This window comes from Saccharopolyspora rhizosphaerae, from assembly GCF_003931915.1.
Classification (GTDB): domain Bacteria; phylum Actinomycetota; class Actinomycetes; order Mycobacteriales; family Pseudonocardiaceae; genus Saccharopolyspora; species Saccharopolyspora rhizosphaerae.
In genome coordinates this window covers 25,909-47,977 of sequence record NZ_RSAA01000035.1, presented here as the reverse complement: position 1 = coordinate 47,977, position 22,069 = coordinate 25,909, and the positions used below count along the sequence as shown (strand labels likewise).

Here is a 22,069-nt window from a genome sequence, read left to right as displayed (position 1 = left end):
GTCCTGGAATGGGTTGCACAGCAGACGACATCATCGCGGCGCTCCGGGCGGGTGCCGATGTGGTTGCCGAGCACCGCGACGAGCTGATCCAGCTCGACCGCGAGATCGGCGACGCCGACCACGGCGAGAACATGGACCGGGGCTTCCGCGCCGTCATCGCCAAGCTGGAAACCGCGGGTCCCGAGACCCCGGCGGCTGCGTTGAAGCTGGCTGCCACGGTGCTGATCTCCACCGTCGGTGGCGCATCGGGTCCCCTCTACGGCACGGCGTTCCTGCGGGCGGCGTCCGCGGTCGGTGACGAAGCGGAACTCGACCCGCACACCGTCGCGAAGGCTTTGCAGGCCGGCATGGAGGGCGTCGTCGCACGCGGCCGTGCCGAGGTCGGTGACAAGACGATGATCGATGCGCTCTCACCAGCAGTCGAGGCCGCCAAGAACGCTGCCGACTCCGGGGCCGACGGCCCCAAGGTGCTCGCCGCTGCCGCCGAAGCGGCGCACCAAGGCGCGCAGGCCACCGAACCGCTGGTCGCCCGCAAGGGTCGCGCCTCCTACCTGGGGGAGCGCAGCGCCGGACACCTCGATCCGGGTGCGCGTTCCACCGCATTGCTGTTGACCGCATTCGCCGAAGCCGCAGGAGCCCGCGCATGAGCGTCGGACTGGTCATCGTCTCCCACAGCTCCGGTCTCGCCGAGGGTGTGGCCGAGCTCGCCGCCCAGATGGCGCCGGAGGTGCGCATCGCACCGGCCGGTGGCCTGCCGGACGGCGGCATCGGCACGGACTTCGAGAAGGTCTCGGCCGCGTTGTCCGACGCGGACACCGGTGATGGAGCGGTCGTGCTCTTCGACCTGGGCAGTGCGCAGATGGTCGCCGACCTGGCGGTGGAGACCCTCGGTGACCCCGACACCGCGCGGGTCGTCGACGCCCCGCTGGTCGAGGGAGCGGTCGCCGCGGCCGTCTCGGCGCAGGGCGGCAACGACCTGAAGACCGTGGTGGAAGCGGCCGAGAGCGCCCGCGGCAGCTCGGAGGCCGCGGCCGCCGAGCCCGCCGGTTCCGAGACAGAGACGACCGACCAGGTCACCAGGGAACTGGAGCTGACCAACGAGGTGGGCCTGCACGCCCGCCCCGCCGCGCTGCTGGCCCGCAGCCTCACCGGCCTGCAGGCGACGGTGAAGATCGCCCTCGGCGACAAGCAGGCTGACGCCTTCAGCGTCCTCGGCCTGATGGGCCTCGGCGCCCGCCAAGGCGACAAGATCACTTTGCTGGCCGACGGGCCCGATGCCGTGCAGGCCGTCGAGCGCATCATCGAACTCGCCCAACGCAACTTCGACGAGTAGTCGTGACGCTGCAGGGGAACCTTCCTGTCACCGCCGGTGACAGGAAGGTTCCCCTGCTCGCACCGCGGGCACCTCCGATCGGTGCGCTGCAAGGTCATCGGGAGCTAGGCTGAGTCGATGTCGCCGCGCCGCCACCTGGGCATGCTGCTGTTGCTGTGCTGCGCGCTGCTCGCCGGATGCACCGCGCAGACCTCGACTCCGACCAGCCGCTCCGAGCCGGTCGACACGAGCGCGAAGGCGATGCTCGGCGACCTCCGCACCCTCGATCCGTGCACGTTGACCGATCCTGCCGCGTTGCAGCACCACGGGTCGGTGTCGCAGGCGGGGACGGTGTCGCTGGACTACTGCCTGCTGCACGTCAGGCCCGACGACCGCACCCTCGTCCAGGTCGCCGTCGGGGAACTCGTCGGGCCGGAGGACTCCAACCCGGGGGATCCGGTCGTGCAGCACGGCTCGCTGCGCATCTCCCACAGCGCTCCGGCGCCGGGGCACTGCACCCGCCGCGTCCAGTTCGGCGACGGCGTCTCGATGCAGGTCAGCGCGGACTTGCTCGAGGGCGGGCACACCACCGGGTTGTGCGGCATCGCCGAGACCGGGGCGAAGGTGGCCGCCGATGCCGTTCAGCAGGGGCGTGCCGGGCACCGCGACCACCCGCCCCACTCGCTGGCCTTGCACGACCCGTGCGCGGTGCTCGACACCGAGGTGGTGAACCAGGTACCGGGCCTGGAGGAGGCACGACCGCGCCCCAGCGTCGCCGGGCACCAGTGCTCCTGGGGCGAGCCGTCCGCGGACTCGCCGCGCGTCCAGCTGCAGCACACCGCGGGTGAACCGCCCAGGCTCCTGCACGGCGCCGCCGTGGAAGAGGAGGTGGCGGGCCGGCGCACCGTCCTCAGCGTCGTCGGCGGTGACCCGCAGGTTCCCCTGTGCTCCGCCGAGACCTCGCACATCCCGTACGGCACCGTCGCCGGGCAGGTGGAGGTCGCGCAGCTCGTCGTCGCGCTGCCCGGTATGACCGGCACCGACGCCTGCGACTACGCCCGCGGCCTGGCCCGGCTTGCGTGGCCGAGCTTGCCGCCCGCTCATCCCTGAGGGGGTCACCGGTTACCGTTGTCAGCGTGCCTCGACGCAACCGACCGCAGCGCCACAAGAGCTTCCGCGCGGACACCAGTCACCGCGGGGCCGGTGCCGCGTACGGGGCGTCACGCGTCGAGCACGGTCCCGACGGGGACTGGATGGTGCGCACCGTGCCCGCCGTGCAGGCCACCAAGGTCTACCGCTGCCCGGGCTGCGACCACGAGATCCAGTCCGGCATCGCGCACGTCGTGGCCTGGCCGGAAGCGGAGCGCGGTGGGGTCGATGAGCGCAGGCACTGGCACACCGGCTGCTGGAAGGCTCGCGCCCGCCGGGGTCCCACCCGCCGTTGGTCGTAGCTCGCGCCACAGCAGCGCAGGGCAGCACGACCAGACCACCCTTCCGTGGCAGGATCGGTCCTGATGAGCACCGAGATCCGCGCCAACACGATGCTTCCCGCCCGCCGGGAGCAGATCACCCTGCACACCGCTGACGGGCTGGAACTGATCGGAGAGCTCGCCCTGCCCGAGTCCGGGCAGCCGCGCGCCACGCTGATCTGCCTGCACCCGCTGCCCACGCACGGCGGGATGATGGATTCGCACATCTACCGCAAGGCCGCGTTCCGGCTTCCCGCGTTGGCCGACATCGCGGTGCTGCGGTTCAACACCCGGGGCACCGCCAGCGAGGCGGGCCGCAGCCAGGGCAGCTTCGACAACGGCGACTCCGAGCGCTTCGACGTCGCCGCCGCCCTGGAGTACGCCGAGTTCAACGACCTGCCGAACGTGTGGCTGGTCGGCTGGTCCTTCGGCACCGACCTGACCCTCGTGCACGGCCTGGACCCGCTGGTGGAGGGCGCGGTGCTGCTCTCGCCGCCGTTGCGCTGGAGCACCGAGGAGCACCTGCGCGCCTGGGGCGAGTCCGGCAAGCCCGTGCACGCCTTGATCCCGGAGTTCGACGACTACCTGCGCCCCGACGAGGCCCGCGAGCGGTTCGCCCCGATCCCGCAGGCCAAGGTGGCCGGTTTCGCCGACACCAAGCACCTGTGGGTCGGCAAGGCCGAGGCCGCGCTGGACGCCATCGTGCAGGCCGTCGCCCCGGAGGTCACCACCCCGCTGCCGCGGACCTGGGACGGCCCGTCGGAAACCCGCCAGGTGACCATCGTCAACTCCTGACGCCGTGTGGCAGGAAGGTTCCCTTCCTCAGCTCAGCGGGCCGGCGGCGATGACCGGAACAGCACCTCGCGAACGCCCTCGTGGTGCCGCTCGAGGACGCGGTGGAAGCCGAGCTTCTCGGCGACCCGGATCGTGGGCGCGTTGCGCGTGGCCGTGGCGAGGACGATCGGGAGCTCCGGGCGGTTGCGGTGCCCCCCGCACAGCCGCGTGGCCCATCTCCGACGCGTATCCGTGGCCCCACGCGGTTGGGGGGAAGCGGAAGTAGAGGTTGAGGACCATCTCGCCGTCGTCGAGCGTGTGCCGGAGACCGCCGAAGCCGAGCACCCCGCCGCTGGTGGCGCGCAGCACCGACCAGTAGCCGACCCCGTCGGTGTCCCAGTCGTGCTGGTAGCGCTCCAGCAGCTGGAGCGACTCGGCACGGGTGCGCGGGGAGACGCCGGGGAAGACGTGGGTCTCGGGGCTGGTGTGCACCTCGACGAAGACCTCGGTGTCTGCGGACGTGGGTCGTCGCAGCAGCAGACGTCGCGTTCGTGTTGCCGAAGGATCGGACACCCGAGGCACGCTAGCGGGTCCGCACCCCGCCCCTCAGCCGATTTTCGACGTCGCCGGGGGCACTCGGATGACAGGAAGGTTCCCGTGCTCGCTCCGGCCTGGTTGCGTGTTTCGCCGGGGTGCGTCCGGCACGATGGTGCCCGTGCACTACATCGAATCCGGAGCCGGAACACCGCTCGTGCTGCTGCACGCCTTCCCGGTCGACGCGCGCATGTGGAACCCGCTGCGCGTCCGGTTGGAGGACCAGGCACGGGTGATCACGCCTGATCAACGCGGTCTGGGGGAGAGCTCCCTGGACGGGTCGACGGCGCGCGGTGCCCAGGAGGAGTCGGCTGCGCCGCTGACGGTCGACCGGCCGAGCGTGGAGGTGGCCGCCGCGGACGTGCTGGAGCTGCTCGACAAGCTCGAGCTGCCGCGCGTGGTGCTGGGCGGCTGCTCTATGGGTGGTTACGTGGCCACCGCCCTGCTGCGCGCGGCGCCGCACCGGGTCGCCGGGTTGCTGCTGGTGGACACGAAGGCGCGGGTCGACACCGATGAACAGCGCACCAACCGGCTCAACGCGGCCACCCGGGCCGAGCGCGACGGGATCTCCGGGTGGCTGGCCGACAACATGCTGCCGAACCTGCTGGGCGCCACCACGCGTGAGCACCGCCCGGAGGTCGCGGAGGAGCTCACGTCGCTGATCGAGGCACAGCCCGCGGACGGTGTGGCCTGGGCTCAGCGGGCGATGGCCGAGCGGCCGGACAGCTTCGACGTGCTGCGGTCCTTCGACGGCCCGGCGATGGTCGTCGTCGGCAAGGAGGACACCATCACACCGCCGACGGCGGCACGGGAGATGGTGGACGCGTTGCCGCGCGGTGAGCTGGTCGAGCTGGCCGGGTCAGGGCACCTGCCTCCGGTGGAGGCGCCGGACGCCATGGCCGAAGTCGTGCGTCCCTGGTTGGCCAGCATCGACGTGTGATCCGGGGAGCAGCGGCTCCGTGCTCGCCACGGAGCCGCCGGTGAACCCGGCTCCGTCCTGGTCAGTCGTCCTCGCGGGAGTCCTTGGCGCTGCGCGCGCAGGCGGGGGCTTCCGGTTCGCGCTCGTCGCGCCGGAACCGCTCCGCGGTTTCGCTGGGCAGCAGGAAGTACCTGCCGGGGTCTCGATGACCGCGTGCGCGGGCGCGGGTGCTGTCACTACCTGGGTCGCTGTCCGCCATTGAAGTGGTCCTCTCCTGGGGCGCCGACGCGGAGGTGGGGGACGCGCCGGCTACGGCCTCGCCTCAAGAGAGATCTTCACACCGCAACGATGACGCCGGGTGCGCCGACCTGGGCTGATGTGCTCAGCTCCGCTGGTCGGCGTTGACCTTGGTCGAGTCCTCGGAGCGCTGTGCGGACTGCTCCTCGCCGGGCGCCGGGAGCGGGATGCGGCGGGTCGGCTCGTCCGCGGAGTACCGCTTGCGCTCGATCTTGTCCGTGGGCTCGTCGGAGGACTGCGAGTCGCTGCGCGACGCGCTGCCCTGGCCGGTCGTGCGCTGGGACGGCCCCGCATCGGTGACGGTCTGCGACGACACCCGCGAGGACTCGTGGATCTCACCGGTCTCGCGCTCGTCGCGGGCGATCGCCTCTTCGGCGTCCTTGCGCGCCTGCTCGCGTGCCTCCACCGCGGCCTGGCGCAGCTTCTCCTCCTCGGCGTCCTCGAGGTCGAGGCGCTCCAGCAGGGGCGTGGTCTGGCCGAGCAGTTCGGCCGCGTCCCGCAGCTTCTTCGCCACCGTGTCGCGCAGCTGGGTGAGGGAGTGGACGTGCTCGTCGGCCTGACCGAGGCGACGCTGGACTTCCTCGGTCGTGGCGCCGAGTCGGCGCTGGGCGTCGGCCCGGGTGGCGGCGACCAGGCGCTTGGCCTCGCGGGTCGCGACGTCGATGCGGCGGGTGGCTTCCTCGGTGCACTCGCGGATCATCCGCTCGGACTTCTCGTTGGCCTCGCGGACGATGCGCTCCGCTTCCTGCTTGGCCTCCTGGATCCGGCGCTGCGCGGCCTCCTTGCTGGAGGCTTCGCGGGCGTGGGCGGCTTCGGTCGACTCGCGTTCGAGCTTCTCCGCAGCCTCGGTGGACTCCCGCTCCAGCTTCTCGGCCTTGGCCTGGGCGTCGCTGATGAGCGTGTTCGCCTTCTCGGTGGCCTCCTGGACGCGGCGGTGGGCCTCGTTGGTGCCTTCGCGCAGCCGACGGTTCGCCTCTTCGGTGGCCTCGCGGACGCGGCGGTCGGCCTCGGACTTGCTGGTGGCCTCCTGCTCGGCGAGGGTGCGCATGGCCTCGGACCGGCGCGCGGCCATCGCGATCTCGAAGTCCTCCTCCACCTGGGCGCGGTAGGCCTCGGACTCCTCGTCGGCGCGCTTGCGGTTCTCCTCGGCCTCGCGGGTGATGCGATCGGCCTCGGCCTTGGCGCTGTCCATCAGCGAGCGGTGTTCGGTCTCCATCTCGCTGCGGCGGCTGTCGACCTCGCTGATCAGCCGCTCGTAGCGAGTGCGCAGGTTGGCGGCCTCGGCCTCGGAGCGGGCGCGGATCTGGGCCGCGTCGCCCTCCGCGCGGGATCGGATGTCAGCGGCCTCGTCCTGGGCCAGTCGGAGCATGCGCTGCAGGCGCTCGCTGAGTCCTTCGAGGGTCGTCGGCGGCTTGGCCAGCCGGTCCACCTGGCCGCGCAGGCTCTCGATCTCGGACCGGGTCGCTTCGAGCTGCTTGGACAGGTCAGCGGCCTGCGACACGGCGGCATCGCGATCTGAGGTGAGGATGCGGATGTCGGCGTCCAGGCGCTCGAGGTGCTCGTCGACCTGGGCACGGTCGTAGCCGTTCTTCCGAGCGAGATCGAATCCTGATCCCAGTGGCAGCAAATCGCGGTCGTCGGCAAGGCCCATGGAAACAAAGCTACCTGGAAGACGAGGTTGTTGTGGGAGGTGCACCTGGGGAGGACGAGGATTTTGCTCACCTCTTCGAGGCCCTTCGGCACCACTGAGCCACAGCCTCTTGACCGGCTGGCCAACCAAGGGTCAACATGAAGTTGTCAAGTCGGACATGACGGAGGTGATCGACGTGGCTGAACGGTCGAGCGCTTCGGCTACGAAGCCATGGGTTCGCTGGCAGGACTGGGCTGGTGTTGTCCTGGGCGCCTACCTCGTCCTCGGCACCCTGTGGACGCCGACGAGCGGCATCGCGATGACCGCGATGATCGTGCTGGGCGCGCTGCTGCTGATCGCGAGCGTGTGGTCGCTGGCGATGCCGGATTCGATCACCAGCGAGTACAGCCACATGCTGCTGGGCGTCCTGCTCTTCATCTCCCCGTGGGTCCTCGGCTTCAGCGAGATGATGGCGGCCTCGTGGACCTCGTGGATCGTCGGCGTGCTGGCCGTGCTCGCCGGCGCGGCGGCGCTGCCCGAAGCCAACGCGGCGCACCGCGGTGGCATGGCAGGGCAGCACTGACCAAGCCGCTGAGGACCCGACGAGCCGTCCGGGGTGGGACGAGGAGTCGCGTCCCTCCCGTGAGGAGCTGGTTCGTGCGGTCGAAGCGGTGATGACGAGGTAGTGCTCGGTTGCGACAATCGCGCGGTCCGGCGGTAACGTCCGGGCCGCGCTTTTCGCGTTGAACACCGCAGGAGGAGGTCGGGCACATGGCGAACGAGCTGGGTGAGAAGGCCCGTCGGCGCCCGTCCACTTCGGACCTCGACGAGGACGAGCACGGCAACAGCAGCCGCGAGCGCATCCTGACCGCCGCTGGGGAGCTGTTCGCCGAGCACGGCTTCAACGCCACTCCCACCTCTCGCATCGCCGAACGGGCCGAGGTGCCCAAGGGCCTGATCCACTACTACTTCCGCCGCAAGCAGGACCTGCTGGCCGCGCTCGTGGAACGCCTCCCCGAGGAAGAGGTGGAGTCCGACCTCCTCGTCGTGCGCGGTGACGTCGAAGGCAGCCTGCGGCGGTTGGTGAGCGAACTCGACGCGCGCCTCGAATCGTCGATGCTGCTCAGCCACGTGCTGTGGCGGGAGGCCGACACCCACGACGCGGTGCGGCAGGCCATGCAGCAACGCTTCGGCGTGGTCGTGGACCAGATCCGCCGGGTCATCGAGCTCGCGTTGCCGCCCGGCATGGCCGGCTGTGACATCGAAGCGGCCGCGATGCTGCTGGCCCGGGTGATCAACCACCGGCACTCGGTCGCCCGCCACCGCACCGAGGACGACGAACTCGACCGCGAGATCGGCTTCATCGCCCGAGCCCTCGAGCGGGGTGCCGGTTCCCCCGCGGTGAACTCGGCCTGAACCGGTCGGGTCTTGTGGCCTCCCGTTCGCACCGTTAGAAACTCCCGCAGTCGATCAGCGGGAGGTTTGGGGTGGGCATTGGTCGTGTTCGGGTGTCGCGCAGACAGGGGCTCCTCGCCACCGGCTTCGGCATCGCCGGGGCGAGTGCCATGACCTCCCTCGGCCACGCCGCCCCGGGCCCGCTGACCTACCAGGTCAGCGGGCTGCACGGCGAGGTGGAGCTGATCGAGGACCGCTACGGCGTCCCGCACCTCTACGCCGACAGCCAGGACGACGTCTTCCTCGCGCAAGGCTTCAACGCGGCGAGGGAACGCCTCTTCCAGATCGACCTGTGGCGGCGTCGCGGGCTCGGCCTGCTCTCCGAGGTCCTCGGCCCGGACTACGTCGAGCAGGACCGCGCCACCCGGCTGTTCCTCTACCGGGGTGACATGGACGCCGAGTGGGCGCGCTACTCCGACGACGCTCAGCACATCGCCACCCAGTTCGTCACCGGCATCAACGCCTACCTCGACTGGCTCGACGACCACCCCGAGCAGATGCCCGAGGAGTTCGACGTCCTCGACTACCGGCCGGCGCGCTGGGATCCCGCCGACGTCGTGCGCATCCGCAGCCACGGGCTGACCCGCAACCTGGAGAGCGAGGTCGAACGGGCCCGTGTGGTCTGCGCTGCGGGAGTCGAGGCGGACCTCGTCCGGCAAGGCCTGCAGCCCGACCACCGCACCGTCGTGCCGGACGGGTTCGACCCCTGCGCGTTGCCCGACGACGTGCTGGAGGTGTTCGACCTGGCCACCCAGGACGTCGAGTTCGGGGACGGCTCCGTCCGCGCCGTTCGCCGCGACGTCACCACCGAGGGCAGCAACAACTGGGTGATCAGCGGGGACCGCACCGCGACCGGGCGTCCGGTGTTGGCCAACGACCCGCACCGCGCCTACTCGGCACCGTCGTTGCGCTACATCGCGCACCTGTCCGCACCGGGAATGGACGTGATCGGGGCGGGCGAACCCGCGCTGCCGGGCATCTCCATCGGCCACAACGGGACGGTCGCCTTCGGCCTGACGATCTTCCCGATGGACCAGGAAGACCTCTACGTCTACGAGCTGGACCCGGCCGACCCGCGCCGCTACCGCTACGGCTCGGGGTGGGAGTCGATGATGGTCCTGCGCGAGGACGTGCCGGTGCGCGGCGGACCTGGCCGCGAGGTGGAACTGGCCTTCACCCGCCACGGTCCGGTCATCCACGTCGACCGGCAGCGCAACCTCGCCTACGCGGTGCGCACCGCCTGGCTGCAACCGGGCATGTCCCCTTACTTCGGCAGCCTCGCCTACATGCGGGCGAAGAACTTCTCCGAGTTCACCCGGGCCATGCGCAACTGGGGCGCGCCGACGGAGAACCAGGTCTACGCCGATGTGGAGGGCAACATCGGCTGGGTTCCCGGTGGGCTGGCGCCCAAGCGGGTCGGCTACGACGGGTTGCTGCCCGTGCCCGGTGACGGCCGCTACGAGTGGGACGGCTTCTACTCCGGCGACGACCTGCCGAGGTCGTACAACCCGGACGAGGGCTTCATCGCCACCGCGAACCAGTTCAACCTCCCCGCTGAACACCAGCGCATGGGGCTCGGGTACGAGTGGACGAACCCGTTCCGCCACCAGCGGATCGTGGAAGTCCTCTCGCAGCAGACGAAGCACACGATCCGGGACTCCGAGCTGCTGCAGAACGACCAGCTCTCCATCCCGGCGCGACGGATCCAGCGATTGCTGTCCGGTGTGGACAGCGGTGATGCGGACCTGCGACGGGCTCTGCGGTTGCTGCGCGAGTGGGATGCCGTCCTGGGTGCGGACTCCCATGCCGCAGCCCTGTTCGAGGTGTGGATGACCAGGCACCTCGGGCCCGGTTTCGCCCGCGCAGTCGTGCCGAAGGCCGCGAAGCACATCGACAGCGTCGACGTCCTGGTCATGCTCGAGGAACTGGAGGCGCCCGGTCGCTGGCTGCCCGACGCCGCCGCCCGCGACCGGCTGCTGCTCGAGACCCTGCGCACCGCCTACGCGGAGGTGCAGCAGTTGCTCGGCCGAGGCGAGGCCACCTGGAAGTGGGGGAGGCTGCACCACAGCTTCTTCGGCCACCCCGCCTCCGGTGCGTTCAACGAGGTGCAGCGCGCCCGGTTCGACGTCGGGCCCCTGCCGCGCGGTGGTTCGGCGGCGACGGTGAACCAGTCCTCGTACCGGGTCAAGGACTTCCGGCAGAGCAACGGGCCGTCGTTCCGGATGGTGCTCGACGTGGGCAACTGGGACGACTCGGTCGCGGTGAACACACCCGGCCAGTCCGGAAACCCGTTCGACCCGCACTACCGCGACCTGGCCGAGCGGTGGAGGAAGGGAACCTACTTCCCACTGGCCTACAGCCGCGCAGCGGTCGAGTCGACCGCCGAACGCAGGATCCGCCTCCTCCCGGCCTGATCCGGAGCTCCGCGCGAGAGGCAGGTCCACATCGGACCTGCCGCTCGTCCGTGCGTCAGTGGGAGGCTGCGGGCTCGACGAGTTCGACCAGGACTCCGCCGGCGTCCTTGGGGTGCACGAAGTTGATGCGGCTGTCGGCGGTGCCGCGACGGGGCTGCTCGTAGAGCAGCCGCAGCCCCTTGGACCGGAGCGCCGCCATCGCGGCTTCGACGTCGGTGACGCGGTAGGCGAGTTGCTGCAGGCCGGGCCCGTTCTTGTCGAGGAACTTGGCGATGGTGGAGTCCTCGCGCAGCGGTGCGAGCAGCTGGATCTGGGTGGCACCGGTGGTGTCGCCGGGAGCGCGCAGCATCGCCTCGCGGACTCCCTGCTCCTCGTTCTCCTCCGAGTGCGCGACTTCCAGGCCGAAGGTGTCGCGTTGGAACGCGATGGCCTCGTCGAGGTCGGGGACCGCGATGCCCACGTGATCGATTGCTGTGACCAGGTCGTTCAGTTCCGCTCGCATGGAGGCAGCGTAGCCGTCGCGGAAACCGTGGGAAAAGCGGCGAAACTCGAAGATCGAATTGCTGCAACAGGCGGAGTCGAGTGGTCTGACCCGAACGCGAGCATGTGGCTAATTCACGCGGAAGGGGAAGAAATGGTCAAGGCGCAACAATCCCGCAGGCTCGCAGTCGTCCTCGTCGCACTCGGCATCACCGCGGGCACCTCCGTGCCGGTCGCGCTCGCCGCGGGCGGTGACGGGACCATCAGTGGCGGCGGTGGGCCCAACCCCGAGGCCGAGCAGATGAGCCGAGATCGCGGGTGGGTGGTTCCCTTCGCGCCACTGCACTTCGGCGCGGAACCCTACGCGGCGGTGGAAAGCGCGGCCTCCAGCGCGGCGAGCGATGCCGGCTGCAGCATCAGCGCGACCGCGGCCACCCACCTGACGTTGGCGCCGACGTGGCCCGAGGTCGCGCCGTCCGGCGAATCCCCCTCGCCGATGACGCTGTCCCGGTACGACGACCAGACCTCGCTCGCCGACCCGGAGCAGCGCGCCGAAGGCTTGTTCTTCAACCCCGGCGTCGGCATCTGGCAGCTGGACTCGGCGGGACTCGGCGCGGAGGAAACGGCTGCCACGGCCATCGACAGCTCCTCCGCCGCCGCGACGATGGCGCCGCACATGGTCGACGAGTACTGCTCGGCCATCGACGGCGGATCCAGCGAAGCCGAGGCGCGCGCCGCCGCCTGGCGTCCCTGGCACGCCTGCGATTCGGGTGCCTGCGAGGACGTCTACCAACGGCTCAGCTCCGACGGCGTGACCAAGGACGACGAGGTCGACCGCTACGGCGGCGCCGAGATGCGCGAGTGCACCTTCGAAGGCGCCACCTACGACTGCCTCTACGTCGACCCGAGCGCTGCGCAAGGTGAGGACGCCTGGACCTCGCCCGACTACGGACCGGCGCCGCTCCCCTCGCCGTTCTACGCCTTCACCTACAGCGAGGGCGGCGTCGACCACGAGGTCCGCTACTGGCTCAAGGGCGACTCCGGTGCCTCCACCGATGTCTCCGCCTCCCGGGAGCTGGGTGTGGACGCCCGCAGCAAGCTCTCGTGGGCGGAGGAGTCGTCGCTGTGCGACACCACCGCTGGTCGCGGCAACTGCTGACACCTGCTGGGGCCGGTGTGAGCATGGGAACTTCCCTGCCGCTCCGGCCCCGGCGAAACCGCAGGAAGGGAACCTTCCGCTCACCACCAGGGCAGGGGTTGTTGCGGTCGTCACAGCCTGAGCTCCGCGGGCTCGCGGGTATGGTCCCGATGGCGCTCGCGGGCGATGATGGGTGCAGCGCCGATGACGAGGTGTGTCGACGATGACCGGGAGGCAGTCGTGGGTAGTTCTGTGATCGTTGCGGGCGCGCGGACCCCGATGGGACGGCTGCTCGGTTCGCTCAAGGACTTCTCCGGCGCGCAGCTCGGAGGAGTCGCCATCAAGGCCGCGCTGGAGCGCGCCGGCGTTGCGCCCGAGCAGGTGCAGTACACGATCATGGGCCAGGTGCTGACCGCCGGAGCCGGTCAGATCCCGGCCCGCCAGGCCGCGGTCGCCGCCGGCATCCCGATGGACGTCCCGGCGCTGACCATCAACAAGGTCTGCCTGTCCGGTCTCGACGCGATCGCGCTGGCCGACCAGCTCGTCCGGGCCGGCGAGTTCGACATCGTGGTGGCCGGTGGCCAGGAGTCGATGACCCAGGCCCCGCACCTGCTGACCGGGTCGCGCGAGGGCTTCAAGTACGGCGACGTCAACATGCTCGACCACATGGCGCACGACGGTCTGTTCTGCGCCTTCGACCAGGTCGCGATGGGTGTGTCGACCGAGAAGCACAACTCCCGCTACAGCCTCACCCGCGAGGAGCAGGACGCCTTCGCGGCCCGTTCGCACCAGCGCGCGGCCGCTGCGATCGACGGTGGGCTGTTCGCCGAGGAGATCACTCCGGTGGAGATCCCGCAGCGCAAGGGTGACCCCGTGGTGTTCGACACCGACGAGGGCGTGCGCGCGTCGACCACCACCGAGACCTTGGGCAAGCTGCGGCCCGCCTTCTCCGCCGACGGCACGATCACCGCGGGTTCCGCCTCGCAGATCTCCGACGGTGCCGCCGCCGTCGTGGTCATGAGCAAGGCCAAGGCCGAGGAGCTGGGCCTGGACCACCTGGCCGAGATCGGGGCGCACGGCGTGGTGGCCGGGCCGGACGCGAGCCTGCACGAGCAGCCGTCGAACGCGATCAAGAAGGCGTGCGAGAAGGCCGGCGTCGAGGCCACCGGGCTGGACCTGGTGGAGATCAACGAGGCCTTCGCCGCGGTCGGCATCGTCTCGACCCGCCAGCTGGGCATCGACGAGGAGAAGGTCAACGTCAACGGCGGCGCGATCGCGCTCGGTCACCCGATCGGCATGTCCGGTGCCCGTCTCGCGCTGCACCTCGCGCTCGAGCTCAAGCGGCGCGGTGGTGGCACCGGCGCGGCCGCCCTCTGCGGTGGCGGTGGCCAGGGTGACGCCCTGCTGCTGTCCGTCCCCTCAGCCTGATCAGGGCTTCTCCGGGGAAACCCCCAGAAGTACCCGGGGATCCGCCCACCACCAAGATCAACATCGGGTTCGGCGGATACCCTGGTTCCCATGAAGTGGCTTCCAGGGGGATGGCAACGAGCTGACTGGAGCGAGCCGACGCGGACGATCCCGCGCAGCACCGCTCGCTACAACTCGGGGCGCCCGGCGGCGGAGCCTGTTCGCCCGCCGGCCGGGGCGCCCGCGCCCGCGTTGCTCGGTGCTGACGCCCACGACATCGACGTCAGCGCCGCGGGGTTCCGCTCGCTGCTGATCGGTGGCGGCATCAGCGGGCTCGGCACCGTGCTGTGCGCGGCGGCACTGGTCAACAGCGGCAGCACCGTCGGGCTGTGGATCTGGCAACTGCTCTTCGGCGTGGTGTTCCTGTGGTTCGTGATGGGCTCGAGGGGCATGCTGCGCGGTCGCGGTTTCCTGATCGACCGCAGCGGCTTCTACGCGCGCACCACGGGCGAGGTCGTCGGCGTCGACTGGCGCGAGATCCAAGCCGTGGGCATCGGCACGCTGCCGTGGATCGAGAACAAGCGGCCGGTGAACCCGGAACGCCGTCTGGCGCTGGAGATCTACCCGGCTGACCCGGGTTTCGCCGAACGGCACCCGGAGCTGGAGCGCTGGTGGGTGGAGGAACCGCCGACCGTGCAGGGGCTCCCGCCGGACCGCTACCGGTTCCACCTGCCGCCGTTCAGCCGGCTGCCGAAGGACCTGGAGGACGCGATCAGGGACATCGCGCCGCAGAAGTGGGTCGGCCGGTACCGGCGTCACCTGCCGCCGCCCCCGCAGGGCTGATCGACTTCGAGACCGAGGCTGTCGAGCGGGTCGGCGGTGCTGAGCTGCGGATCGTCCACGGAGAACGTCCGCGCCACGCCCCGTTCCGTGGCAGCCGTCTCGAAGCGCACGGTCACCCGGCCGTGCCCGGCGCCCTGCACCCAGCCGTGCCCGTGCTCGGTGTGGCGGACGTCGTCGCCCGCCCGCCACTGACGTGCTGACGGCGGCGGTGCGTCGGCGGGTCCGGACGCCTCGGGCTCGGCCTCGGGGAGGTCGTCGTCGGGGTCCGCGGGGTGGTCGAACAAGGACTCCTGCTCGGAGGTCGCCAGGCCGGAGAAGGACACACCGACCAGGCGCACCGGCGTTCCTGGCGGCACGGCGATCGGCAGCAGGCGGCGTGCCGCGGCCGAGAGCGTGTGCAGGTCGCTGGTCGCCGACGAGAACGTCTCGGCCCGGCTGATCGTGGTGAAGTCCGAATCGCGGACCTTGAGCGTCACGGTGCGCGCGGCACGTCCGGACGCCACCAGCCGCCGGTGCGCGTTCTCGGCCTGACCCACCACCTCGGCCAGCAGCGTCTCGCGGTCGGTGATGTCGTGGTCGAAGGTCGTCTCGGCGCTGACCTGCTTGGCCTCGGCCCGCTCGGCGACGGGGTGGTCGTCGATGCCCTGCGCGAGCCGGTGCAGTTCGGTGCCGATGGCCTGCCCGAGCAGGGAGGTCACGTCCTGCGGGTGCATCGCGGCGAGCTCGCCGATCGTGCTGACCCCGATGCGGTGCAGCTTCGACTCGGTGACCGGGCCGATGCCCCACATCGTGCGCACCGGCAGCGCCCACAGCAGTTCCAGCTGTTCCTCCGGCGGCACCACCAGCATCCCGTCCGGCTTCGCCAGCCCCGAGGCGATCTTGGCCAGCTGCTTGCCCGGACCCGCACCGATCGAGGCCACCACACCGACCTCCCGCTGCACGCGCTCCCGCAGCGACGCGGCGAACTCCTCCACGCGCTGCACAGGGGCGCCGGCGAGCTCGGTGGGCTCGAGGAACGCCTCGTCCACCGACACCTGCTGCACCACGTCGGAGGTCTCCCGCACGATGCCCAGCACGTGGCGGCTGACAGCTTGGTAGACGCGGAAGCGCGGAGGCAGGACCACGGACACCGGGCAGCGGCGGCGGGCTTCGGCCATCGGCATCGCCGACTTCGCCCCGTACTCGCGGGCCTCGTAGCTGGCTCCCGCGACGGTCCCGCGCGGACCGAGCCCGCCGACCAGCACCGGGCGGCCCCGCACGGTGGGTCGGGTGAGCTGCTCCACGGACGCGAAGAACGCGTCCATGTCCATGTGCAGCACCCACCTCATGGGTTCATTGAACTCGACCAGGCCGACAAGCTCCCGGCAGGTGCGGCTGTGGACGCGCTCTCACAGGGGCGGGTGGAAGGTGTCCTCGCTCTCACCCGGCACGCGCTGGACCGGTGGAAGGGAACCTTCCTGCCACTGCTCAGCGCAGGCGGGCCCAGGCGTAGGTGGTCATGGCGTCGCGGAGGTAGGCGGCCATGCCCTTGGGCTTGCGCCGCTCGATGCGGTGCCGGAACTTCGGCTGGTTGACGTACATCTCCGCCAACCGCAGGTAGGAGGCGCGGTCGGGGGTCCAGAAGTGGCCGAGCCACTGGTAGTGCTCGTGGACGACCTGCTGGGTCCGGGGATCGTTGCTGGGGACTCCGGTGGCGAACAGCTCGGCGATCGCGGAGCTGATGCGTTGCCAGTCCTGGCCGATCTTGCGAGCGAGGGCCTGCTTCTGAGCCGGGCCGAGGTTGCCGGCGGGGAGGTTTCCGATCAGCGCGGTGCCGTCCTCGACGGCCTCGGTCTGTTCGAGAGCAGCACTCCCGGACAGGTTGTTCGGCTGCACGGCGGCATCCCCCTTGTTCCCCTCACGCGCCAGCACTGCGCCTTCCAACACGGTCAACGGTCAGTGACGACGCGCAACTCTTCCGAGCGAACAGCGTCAACTGCCCGTGGCACAGTAGCGGAGCGGATCACCCGCGGTGCGTGATCCACCTGATCCGCGACCAGTCTGTGATTGCGGCGCGGATCAGTCGGGGGACGGGGTCAGCTCTGGTCGTCCTCGTCCGGCTCGTCCCCGCTGGCGGGTTCGCGCGGTGCGAGGAACACCACGCCCCGGTCCAGGTCCAGCGGACCACCCGGATCGTGCTCGCGGCCCACGCCGTCCTGGTCGCCCTCGTGCTTGAGCTTGCGACCGGGGAACATGTCACCTAGTGCGGCCATGCCTCCACCGTAACCACGCCCTGCGGCCGCGCCCAGCGCTGAGCGGAAGGTTCCCGTGCTCGCCCCGCGGCGTGCCCGAGACGATGGTGCCCGCCTCGCCTGGGCGAGACGGGCACCGTTCGATCACGCGGTCAGCACTGGCTCTTGTAGAAGTACTGGGACTGCTGGTCCATGTTGTCGCGGGTGATCGAGATCATCTCCGTCTTCCTCTCCCGCTCCACCGGCTCGCCCTTGATCGCCGCGATGGCCCGCTTGACGCCTTCCTGACCGATCTTGCCCGGGTTCTGCGCGATGAGCGCCTGCACGCGCCCGTTGCGCAGGTCGTCGACCTGCTTGGGGCTCGCGTCGAAGCCCACCAGCTGCACCTGGCCGGACTTGCCGGCGTTCGACAGCGCCGTGCCGGCTCCCTCACCGGTGTTGAGGTTGGTGCCGAACACACCCACCAGGTCCGGGTTGGCCGCCAGCGTCGAGGACACGATCTGCGCCGCGGTCGCCGGTTCGTTCTCGGTGTACTGGGTGGGCAGCAGCTTCAGGTTCGGGTGCTTGCGGATCTCCTCCTCGAAGCCCTTCGCCCGCTCGTCGGTGGTCGAGGTGCCCGCCTTGGTGTTCAGCGCCAGCACCGAACCGGACCTGCCCGCCAGCAGCTGCACCAGGGTCTGCGCCGCGAGCTGTCCACCGGCGTAGTTGTCCGACGACAGTGAGCTGACCGCGATGGAGCGGTCCTCCAGAGCGGTGTCGACCTCGACGACCTGGATGCCGTTGCCCTTCGCCTGCTGCAGCGGGGCGGCCAGCGCCTTGTCATCGGTCGGGGAGATGATCACCGAACCCGGCTTGCTGCTGACGATCCCGCCCAGGATCTGCGACTGCTCCGCCTGCTCGAACTTCTCCGGGGCCTGCACGTTGAGCTGGTAACCCTGCGCCGCGGCCTCCTGCTGGGCGGCGCACTCGATGGAGACGTAGAAGGGCTCACCTCGCTGACCGGTGATCAGCGCCAAGTTCTTGTTGTTCGGGTCGGTCTGCCCACCGCTGCCGCCGATCTGCCCGGATCCGCATCCGGCGAGCAGCAGCGCGGCGGCGCCGAGCGCCAACAGCCCCTTGTGCGTTCTCATCGAAACGACCTCCACACGACTCTGTGCTGAAAAAGGTTTCGTTCGTCCAGGTTCGGGGGTTCAACGGTTGTTGCGGGCTCGACGCCGCCGCTGGTCCAGGTAGACCGCGACGACCAGGACCGTTCCGACGGCGATCGGCTGCCAGAACGGGCGAACACCGGCCATCACGAACCCGGCGTCGAGCACCGCCGGGATGAAGATGCCGATGACGCTGCCGAGGATCGACCCGACACCGCCGAAGAGGCTGGTCCCGCCCAGCACCACGGCGGCGATCGAGTTGAGGTTGTCGTTGCTGTGACCGCTGATCGTGGTCGTGCCGAAGTAGGCCAGTGACATGAAACCGGCCAGCCCGGCCAGCACACCGGTCACCGTGTAGACGGCGATGAGGTGGCGGGTGACCTTGATGCCGCTGCGCCGCGCGGCTTCGGCGTTGGAACCGATCGCGTAGGTGTAGCGGCCGAACGCCGTGGTGTGCAGCAGCCACATCGCCAGCAGCGTGACGATCGCGGCCAGGATCACCAGGTTCGGCACGACCACGAAGGACGTTCCCGTCCCCAGCGTCGTGCGCAGCGCGGCGGGAACGGTCCGCACGTCGATGCCGTTGGTCAGCAGCTGCGCGGCGCCCAGAGCGGCGCCGAACGAGCCGAGGGTGACGATCAGCGCGGGCACCCTCGCCACCGCCACCAGAAGCCCGTTGAGCAGACCCCACACCGCGCCGCCGAGCAGCGCCACCACCAGGCCGGTCGCGATGACGCCCCAGCCGGCGCCGGTCGCGTCACCGCCGCTGAGCGACTCCATGGTCATCGCCGAGACGACTCCGGCGAACACCAGCACCGACCCCACCGACAGGTCGATGCCGGAGGTGATGATCACGAAGGTCATGCCGACCGCGAGCATCAGCAGGGGCGCGGCCTGCACCAGCAGGTTCTGCACGTTGAACAGCGTCAGGAACGCGTCCGGACGCAGTGCGCTGAACAGCGCGCACAGCACCACCAGCACCAGGCCGGTCCACACCGTGGTGGAACCGGCCAGTCGGGAGCGCAGGCTCACGGCCGGTTCCTCCGAGGTCTGCGCGGGGGTGTCGCCGGACGTCTTCTGCGGAGTGGTCATCAGCTCGTGCCCTCCTGGGACAGGGCCCCGGTCATCGCGCCGACCAGGTCCTCCAACTCGACTTCGGCGGCGTTGAACCGGGCGACCCGGCTGCCCAGGCGCAGCACCTCGACCCGGTCGGCGACGGAGAGGACTTCCGGCATGTTGTGGCTGATCAGCACGACGGCGATGCCGGTGTCGCGCACCCGGCGGATGACGTCGAGGACGCGTTCGCGCTGCACCACGCCCAGCGCGGCGGTCGGTTCGTCGAGGAACACCAGCCGGCTCGCCCACGCCACCGACCGCGCCACCGCGACGCTCTGGCGCTGCCCACCGGAGAGGGCGCCGATCGGCACCGAGAGGTCGGGCAGCGACACCCCGAACTTGGCGAACTGCTCGGTGGCTTCGGCGCGCATCTTCGCCTTGTCCAGCACACCGAGCTTGCCGAGCAAGCCCGGTCGCCGGATCTCGCGCCCCAGGAACAGGTTCGCGGCCGGGTCGAGGTCCGGTGCCACGGCCAGGTCCTGGTAGGCGGTCTCGATGCCGTGACCGCGCGCTGCGGTCGGGGAGTCCAGCGACACCGGCTCACCGTCGACGAGCACCTGACCCGAATCCGGTTGCTCCACACCGGACAGGCACTTCACGAGGGTCGACTTGCCCGCACCGTTGTCACCGATGAGCGCGACCACTTCACCCGGGTGCACGGTGAAGGAGGCCCCGCGCAGCGCTTCCACGCTGCCGTAGCGCTTGACGAGGTCACGTGCTTCGAGAAGGGGTTCGGTCATGCGTTGCTCCCAGCTGCCGGGGGTCTGCACAGCACGGTGGTGAGGTCGCCCGCCAACCGGGTCTGCCCGGCGGCGTGCGGCACGACGGCGGTGGTGCCGCGGTGCAGCGGCAGGCGGGAACCGTCCGCGCAGTGCAGTTCTCCGCTGCCGTCGAGCACGATCAGCACTCCGAAGGAGGGGTCGAGTTCGGCCGCGCCGTGCAGGCGGTCGGCGCGGAAGAAAGGCTGGGCGTCCTCGGCCAGCAGCGGAACGCGACCTTCACCGATCCCGCCAGTGCGCTTGACCAACGACGACAGCGTCGCGTCGTCGAAACCCGAGCGGTTGACCGTTTCCAGCGCCGTCGCCGTGTCCAGGCCGAGGAACGCGCCTTCGGCGTCGGACAGGAATCCCTGCCACTCCAACGTGATCGAGAAGTCGGTCGGCTGCTGCAGCTCCACGATGAACACCCCGGCACCGATGGCGTGCGGAGTGCCCGCGGGCACGTGGACGGTGTCACCCGGATTCACCGGGATCTCGTTGAGCGAGCCCACCATCGCCGACGAGTCCTGGGTGCGCACCCACTCGGCCACCACCTCAGGGGCCACGTCGTCCCGGAAACCCAGGTGCACCACGGGGTTCGAGCCGCTGGTGCCCACCACGACCCACGCCTCGGTCTTGCCGAAGCGCGAACCCAGGTGCCGCTTGGCGAAACCGTCGTCGGGGTGGCAGTGCACCGGCAGCCGCTGACCTGCGTCGAGCAGCTTCACCAGCAGCGCCGTGCTGTCACCGAAGGCCGACACGTGCTCGGCTCCCAGCCAGGACTGCGGGTCGGCGCTGACCACGTCGCGCAGCAGCCGCCCGTCGGGCAGCCGCGACAACCCCGCCTCGTCCTGGCCGAAGCGGGTGGTGGTGGAGGCGACCCAGTCCTCGGGGCCGAACTCGCGGTCATCTCCGCCGCCGCGCAGCGCGGCGATCGACGAGCCACCCCGGTAGAACTGCTGGGGTTGGTTCGCCGGCAGCACCGTGGCCTGCGCGGACGGGGACGTGTGGATGGAACTCAACGAACTATCTCTCCAGATCCTCGGACCAGCAGCCTGGTCGGGACGACGACGCGACCGGGCGGCGAGGTGTCGCCGTCCAGTCGCGCGAACAGCAACTCGGCCGCGGACTTGCCCAACGCCCAGGTGTCGTGGGTGACCACGGTGATCGGTGGGTCCAGCAGGTCGGCCAGCTCGAAGTCGTCGAAGCCGACCAGCGCCGGCCGGTCCGGCCGCCCTGCCAGGGCGCGCAACGCGTGGACGGTGATCCGGTTGTTGCCGGTCACCAGTGCCGTCGCCGTGCGCAGCGGGCCGGACAGCGCTGCGGCGACGGAGGCCTCGGTGTGCGGGCCCATGACGACGAGCTCGGGGTCGAAGACCACGCCGGCTTGAGCGCAGCCCTCGCGGAACCCGCGCAGCCGCTCGGCGGCGGTGTGGATGTCCGGGCTGTCACCCAGGAAACCGATGCGGTGATGGCCGTGGCCGGCGAGGTGGCGGGCCGCCGCAGCGGCGCCACCGGCGTTGTCGATCAGCACGGAGTCGGCGTCGAGGTTGCCCGGCGGGCGGTCGACGAACACCACCGGTGTGCCCGCGCTGATCTCGTGCGCGATGTAGCCGTGCTGGTGACCTGCGGGGACGACGATCAGCCCGTCGACGCGGCGGGCGCAGAACTCCAGCACCAGCTCCCGTTCGCGCGTGGGGTCCTCGTCCGAGGAACCCGTGAGCACCTGCTTGCCCTGCAGGCGGGCCACTTCCTCCACCGCGCGGGTCAGCACTGAGTAGAAGGGGTTGGCCAGGTCTTCGAGGACCAGGCCGAGAGTGCCGGTGCCGGTGCCGCGGCGGAGGTTGCGGGCGCTGATGTTGCGGCGGAACCCGAGCTGGTCGATGGCGTCCAGCACGCGCTGCGCGGTCGTCGGGTGCACACCGGCCTCGGCGTTGACCACGCGGGAGACCGTCTTGACGCTCACGCCGGCCAGCCGCGCGACGTCGGTCATGGTGGCGCGGCGGACGCTCCTCGAATCAGACAACGTTGTCATGGCGAGCCGGATTGGACCGCACGAAGGCTCCGCGTGTCAATGTCCGGTT

Annotated in this window: 24 protein-coding genes; 12 read left to right on the top strand and 12 right to left on the bottom strand. The window is 70.5% G+C overall.

Going from position 1 to position 22,069, the window contains the following annotated elements:
- Positions 1 to 8 precede the first annotated feature (8 nt).
- The 5 genes from dhaL to EIL87_RS23165 all read left to right on the top strand — a co-directional run bounded on the left by dhaL (position 9) and on the right by EIL87_RS23165 (position 3,576).
- On the top strand, positions 9 to 647 hold the full coding sequence (gene dhaL / locus EIL87_RS23185) for a dihydroxyacetone kinase subunit DhaL (RefSeq protein ID WP_125092712.1): 639 nt from the start codon (positions 9 to 11) through the stop codon (positions 645 to 647).
- Positions 644 to 1,333, top strand: coding sequence for a dihydroxyacetone kinase phosphoryl donor subunit DhaM (gene dhaM / locus EIL87_RS23180; protein ID WP_125092711.1), 690 nt, complete (start codon positions 644 to 646; stop codon positions 1,331 to 1,333). Before dhaL ends, dhaM begins: the two co-directional genes overlap by 4 nt.
- Positions 1,334 to 1,450: 117 nt before the next feature.
- On the top strand, positions 1,451 to 2,422 hold the full coding sequence (locus EIL87_RS23175) for a DUF3558 domain-containing protein (protein ID WP_125092710.1): 972 nt from the start codon (positions 1,451 to 1,453) through the stop codon (positions 2,420 to 2,422).
- A 26-nt stretch (positions 2,423 to 2,448) separates the two neighbouring features.
- The gene (locus EIL87_RS27160; protein WP_199740580.1) at positions 2,449 to 2,763 is read left to right on the top strand and encodes a hypothetical protein; all 315 of its coding nucleotides are present in this window, start codon (positions 2,449 to 2,451) and stop codon (positions 2,761 to 2,763) included.
- A 63-nt stretch (positions 2,764 to 2,826) separates the two neighbouring features.
- Complete coding sequence (locus EIL87_RS23165; RefSeq protein WP_125092709.1) at positions 2,827 to 3,576, top strand: alpha/beta hydrolase; 750 nt, start codon at positions 2,827 to 2,829, stop codon at positions 3,574 to 3,576.
- Between the two features lie 27 nt (positions 3,577 to 3,603).
- Here EIL87_RS23165 and EIL87_RS23160 read toward each other — a convergent pair whose 3' ends face one another.
- Positions 3,604 to 4,128: a GNAT family N-acetyltransferase gene (locus tag EIL87_RS23160; protein WP_233576518.1), complete on the bottom strand. Its 525-nt coding sequence runs from the start codon at positions 4,126 to 4,128 to the stop codon at positions 3,604 to 3,606.
- A gap of 142 nt (positions 4,129 to 4,270) precedes the next feature.
- Here EIL87_RS23160 and EIL87_RS23155 point away from each other — a divergent pair, with 142 nt between their 5' ends.
- Positions 4,271 to 5,089 (top strand): alpha/beta fold hydrolase, encoded by an 819-nt coding sequence (locus EIL87_RS23155; RefSeq protein WP_125092708.1) that lies wholly within the window; start codon positions 4,271 to 4,273, stop codon positions 5,087 to 5,089.
- A 61-nt stretch (positions 5,090 to 5,150) separates the two neighbouring features.
- Here EIL87_RS23155 and EIL87_RS26915 read toward each other — a convergent pair whose 3' ends face one another.
- On the bottom strand, positions 5,151 to 5,327 hold the full coding sequence (locus EIL87_RS26915; protein ID WP_158628688.1) for a hypothetical protein: 177 nt from the start codon (positions 5,325 to 5,327) through the stop codon (positions 5,151 to 5,153).
- A 123-nt stretch (positions 5,328 to 5,450) separates the two neighbouring features.
- On the bottom strand, positions 5,451 to 7,016 hold the full coding sequence (locus tag EIL87_RS23150; RefSeq protein ID WP_125092707.1) for a coiled-coil domain-containing protein: 1,566 nt from the start codon (positions 7,014 to 7,016) through the stop codon (positions 5,451 to 5,453).
- Positions 7,017 to 7,173: 157 nt separating this feature from the next.
- Here EIL87_RS23150 and EIL87_RS23145 point away from each other — a divergent pair, with 157 nt between their 5' ends.
- The 3 genes from EIL87_RS23145 (at position 7,174) to EIL87_RS23135 (ending at position 10,864) form a co-directional block, all read left to right on the top strand.
- Complete coding sequence (locus EIL87_RS23145; protein WP_125092706.1) at positions 7,174 to 7,578, top strand: SPW repeat domain-containing protein; 405 nt, start codon at positions 7,174 to 7,176, stop codon at positions 7,576 to 7,578.
- Positions 7,579 to 7,766: 188 nt separating this feature from the next.
- Complete coding sequence (locus EIL87_RS23140) at positions 7,767 to 8,411, top strand: TetR/AcrR family transcriptional regulator (RefSeq protein ID WP_125092705.1); 645 nt, start codon at positions 7,767 to 7,769, stop codon at positions 8,409 to 8,411.
- 92 nt (positions 8,412 to 8,503) lie between these two features.
- Positions 8,504 to 10,864 carry a penicillin acylase family protein gene (locus EIL87_RS23135; protein ID WP_233576516.1) on the top strand — a complete coding sequence of 787 codons (2,361 nt, stop codon included), beginning with the start codon at positions 8,504 to 8,506 and terminating at the stop codon, positions 10,862 to 10,864.
- Between the two features lie 55 nt (positions 10,865 to 10,919).
- On the opposite strand, the gene mce is transcribed toward EIL87_RS23135, so the two are convergent.
- The gene (gene mce / locus EIL87_RS23130) at positions 10,920 to 11,366 is read right to left on the bottom strand and encodes a methylmalonyl-CoA epimerase (RefSeq protein WP_125092704.1); all 447 of its coding nucleotides are present in this window, start codon (positions 11,364 to 11,366) and stop codon (positions 10,920 to 10,922) included.
- A 132-nt stretch (positions 11,367 to 11,498) separates the two neighbouring features.
- Here mce and EIL87_RS23125 point away from each other — a divergent pair, with 132 nt between their 5' ends.
- From EIL87_RS23125 to EIL87_RS23115, 3 genes are all read left to right on the top strand, one after another.
- Entirely contained in the window at positions 11,499 to 12,503 is a 1,005-nt protein-coding gene (locus EIL87_RS23125) for a hypothetical protein (protein WP_125092703.1), read from the top strand.
- Positions 12,504 to 12,722: 219 nt separating this feature from the next.
- Entirely contained in the window at positions 12,723 to 13,910 is a 1,188-nt protein-coding gene (locus tag EIL87_RS23120; RefSeq protein WP_125092702.1) for an acetyl-CoA C-acetyltransferase, read from the top strand.
- A gap of 90 nt (positions 13,911 to 14,000) precedes the next feature.
- Complete coding sequence (locus tag EIL87_RS23115; RefSeq protein WP_125092701.1) at positions 14,001 to 14,732, top strand: hypothetical protein; 732 nt, start codon at positions 14,001 to 14,003, stop codon at positions 14,730 to 14,732.
- Here the strand turns inward: EIL87_RS23115 and EIL87_RS23110 are convergent.
- The 8 genes from EIL87_RS23110 to EIL87_RS23080 form a co-directional block, all read right to left on the bottom strand.
- Positions 14,705 to 16,060, bottom strand: coding sequence for a DNA polymerase IV (locus EIL87_RS23110; protein ID WP_199740578.1), 1,356 nt, complete (start codon positions 16,058 to 16,060; stop codon positions 14,705 to 14,707). The two genes, EIL87_RS23115 and EIL87_RS23110, sit on opposite strands and share 28 nt — an antisense overlap.
- Positions 16,061 to 16,199: 139 nt before the next feature.
- Positions 16,200 to 16,607 (bottom strand): TipAS antibiotic-recognition domain-containing protein, encoded by a 408-nt coding sequence (locus EIL87_RS23105; protein WP_125092700.1) that lies wholly within the window; start codon positions 16,605 to 16,607, stop codon positions 16,200 to 16,202.
- Between the two features lie 200 nt (positions 16,608 to 16,807).
- Positions 16,808 to 16,984, bottom strand: a complete 177-nt coding sequence (locus EIL87_RS27155) for a hypothetical protein (protein WP_199740577.1) — start codon at positions 16,982 to 16,984, stop codon at positions 16,808 to 16,810.
- A gap of 131 nt (positions 16,985 to 17,115) precedes the next feature.
- Positions 17,116 to 18,093, bottom strand: a complete 978-nt coding sequence (locus EIL87_RS23100; protein WP_125092699.1) for an ABC transporter substrate-binding protein — start codon at positions 18,091 to 18,093, stop codon at positions 17,116 to 17,118.
- A gap of 60 nt (positions 18,094 to 18,153) precedes the next feature.
- Positions 18,154 to 19,203, bottom strand: a complete 1,050-nt coding sequence (locus tag EIL87_RS23095; protein ID WP_125092698.1) for an ABC transporter permease — start codon at positions 19,201 to 19,203, stop codon at positions 18,154 to 18,156.
- Positions 19,203 to 19,967 carry an ATP-binding cassette domain-containing protein gene (locus EIL87_RS23090; protein ID WP_125092697.1) on the bottom strand — a complete coding sequence of 255 codons (765 nt, stop codon included), beginning with the start codon at positions 19,965 to 19,967 and terminating at the stop codon, positions 19,203 to 19,205. The genes EIL87_RS23095 and EIL87_RS23090 overlap by 1 nt, the downstream gene beginning before the upstream one ends.
- Positions 19,964 to 21,007 (bottom strand): class I mannose-6-phosphate isomerase, encoded by a 1,044-nt coding sequence (locus tag EIL87_RS23085; protein ID WP_233576514.1) that lies wholly within the window; start codon positions 21,005 to 21,007, stop codon positions 19,964 to 19,966. The genes EIL87_RS23090 and EIL87_RS23085 overlap by 4 nt, the downstream gene beginning before the upstream one ends.
- Positions 21,004 to 21,978, bottom strand: coding sequence for a LacI family DNA-binding transcriptional regulator (locus EIL87_RS23080; RefSeq protein ID WP_125092696.1), 975 nt, complete (start codon positions 21,976 to 21,978; stop codon positions 21,004 to 21,006). Before EIL87_RS23080 ends, EIL87_RS23085 begins: the two co-directional genes overlap by 4 nt.
- Positions 21,979 to 22,069: the final 91 nt, after the last annotated feature.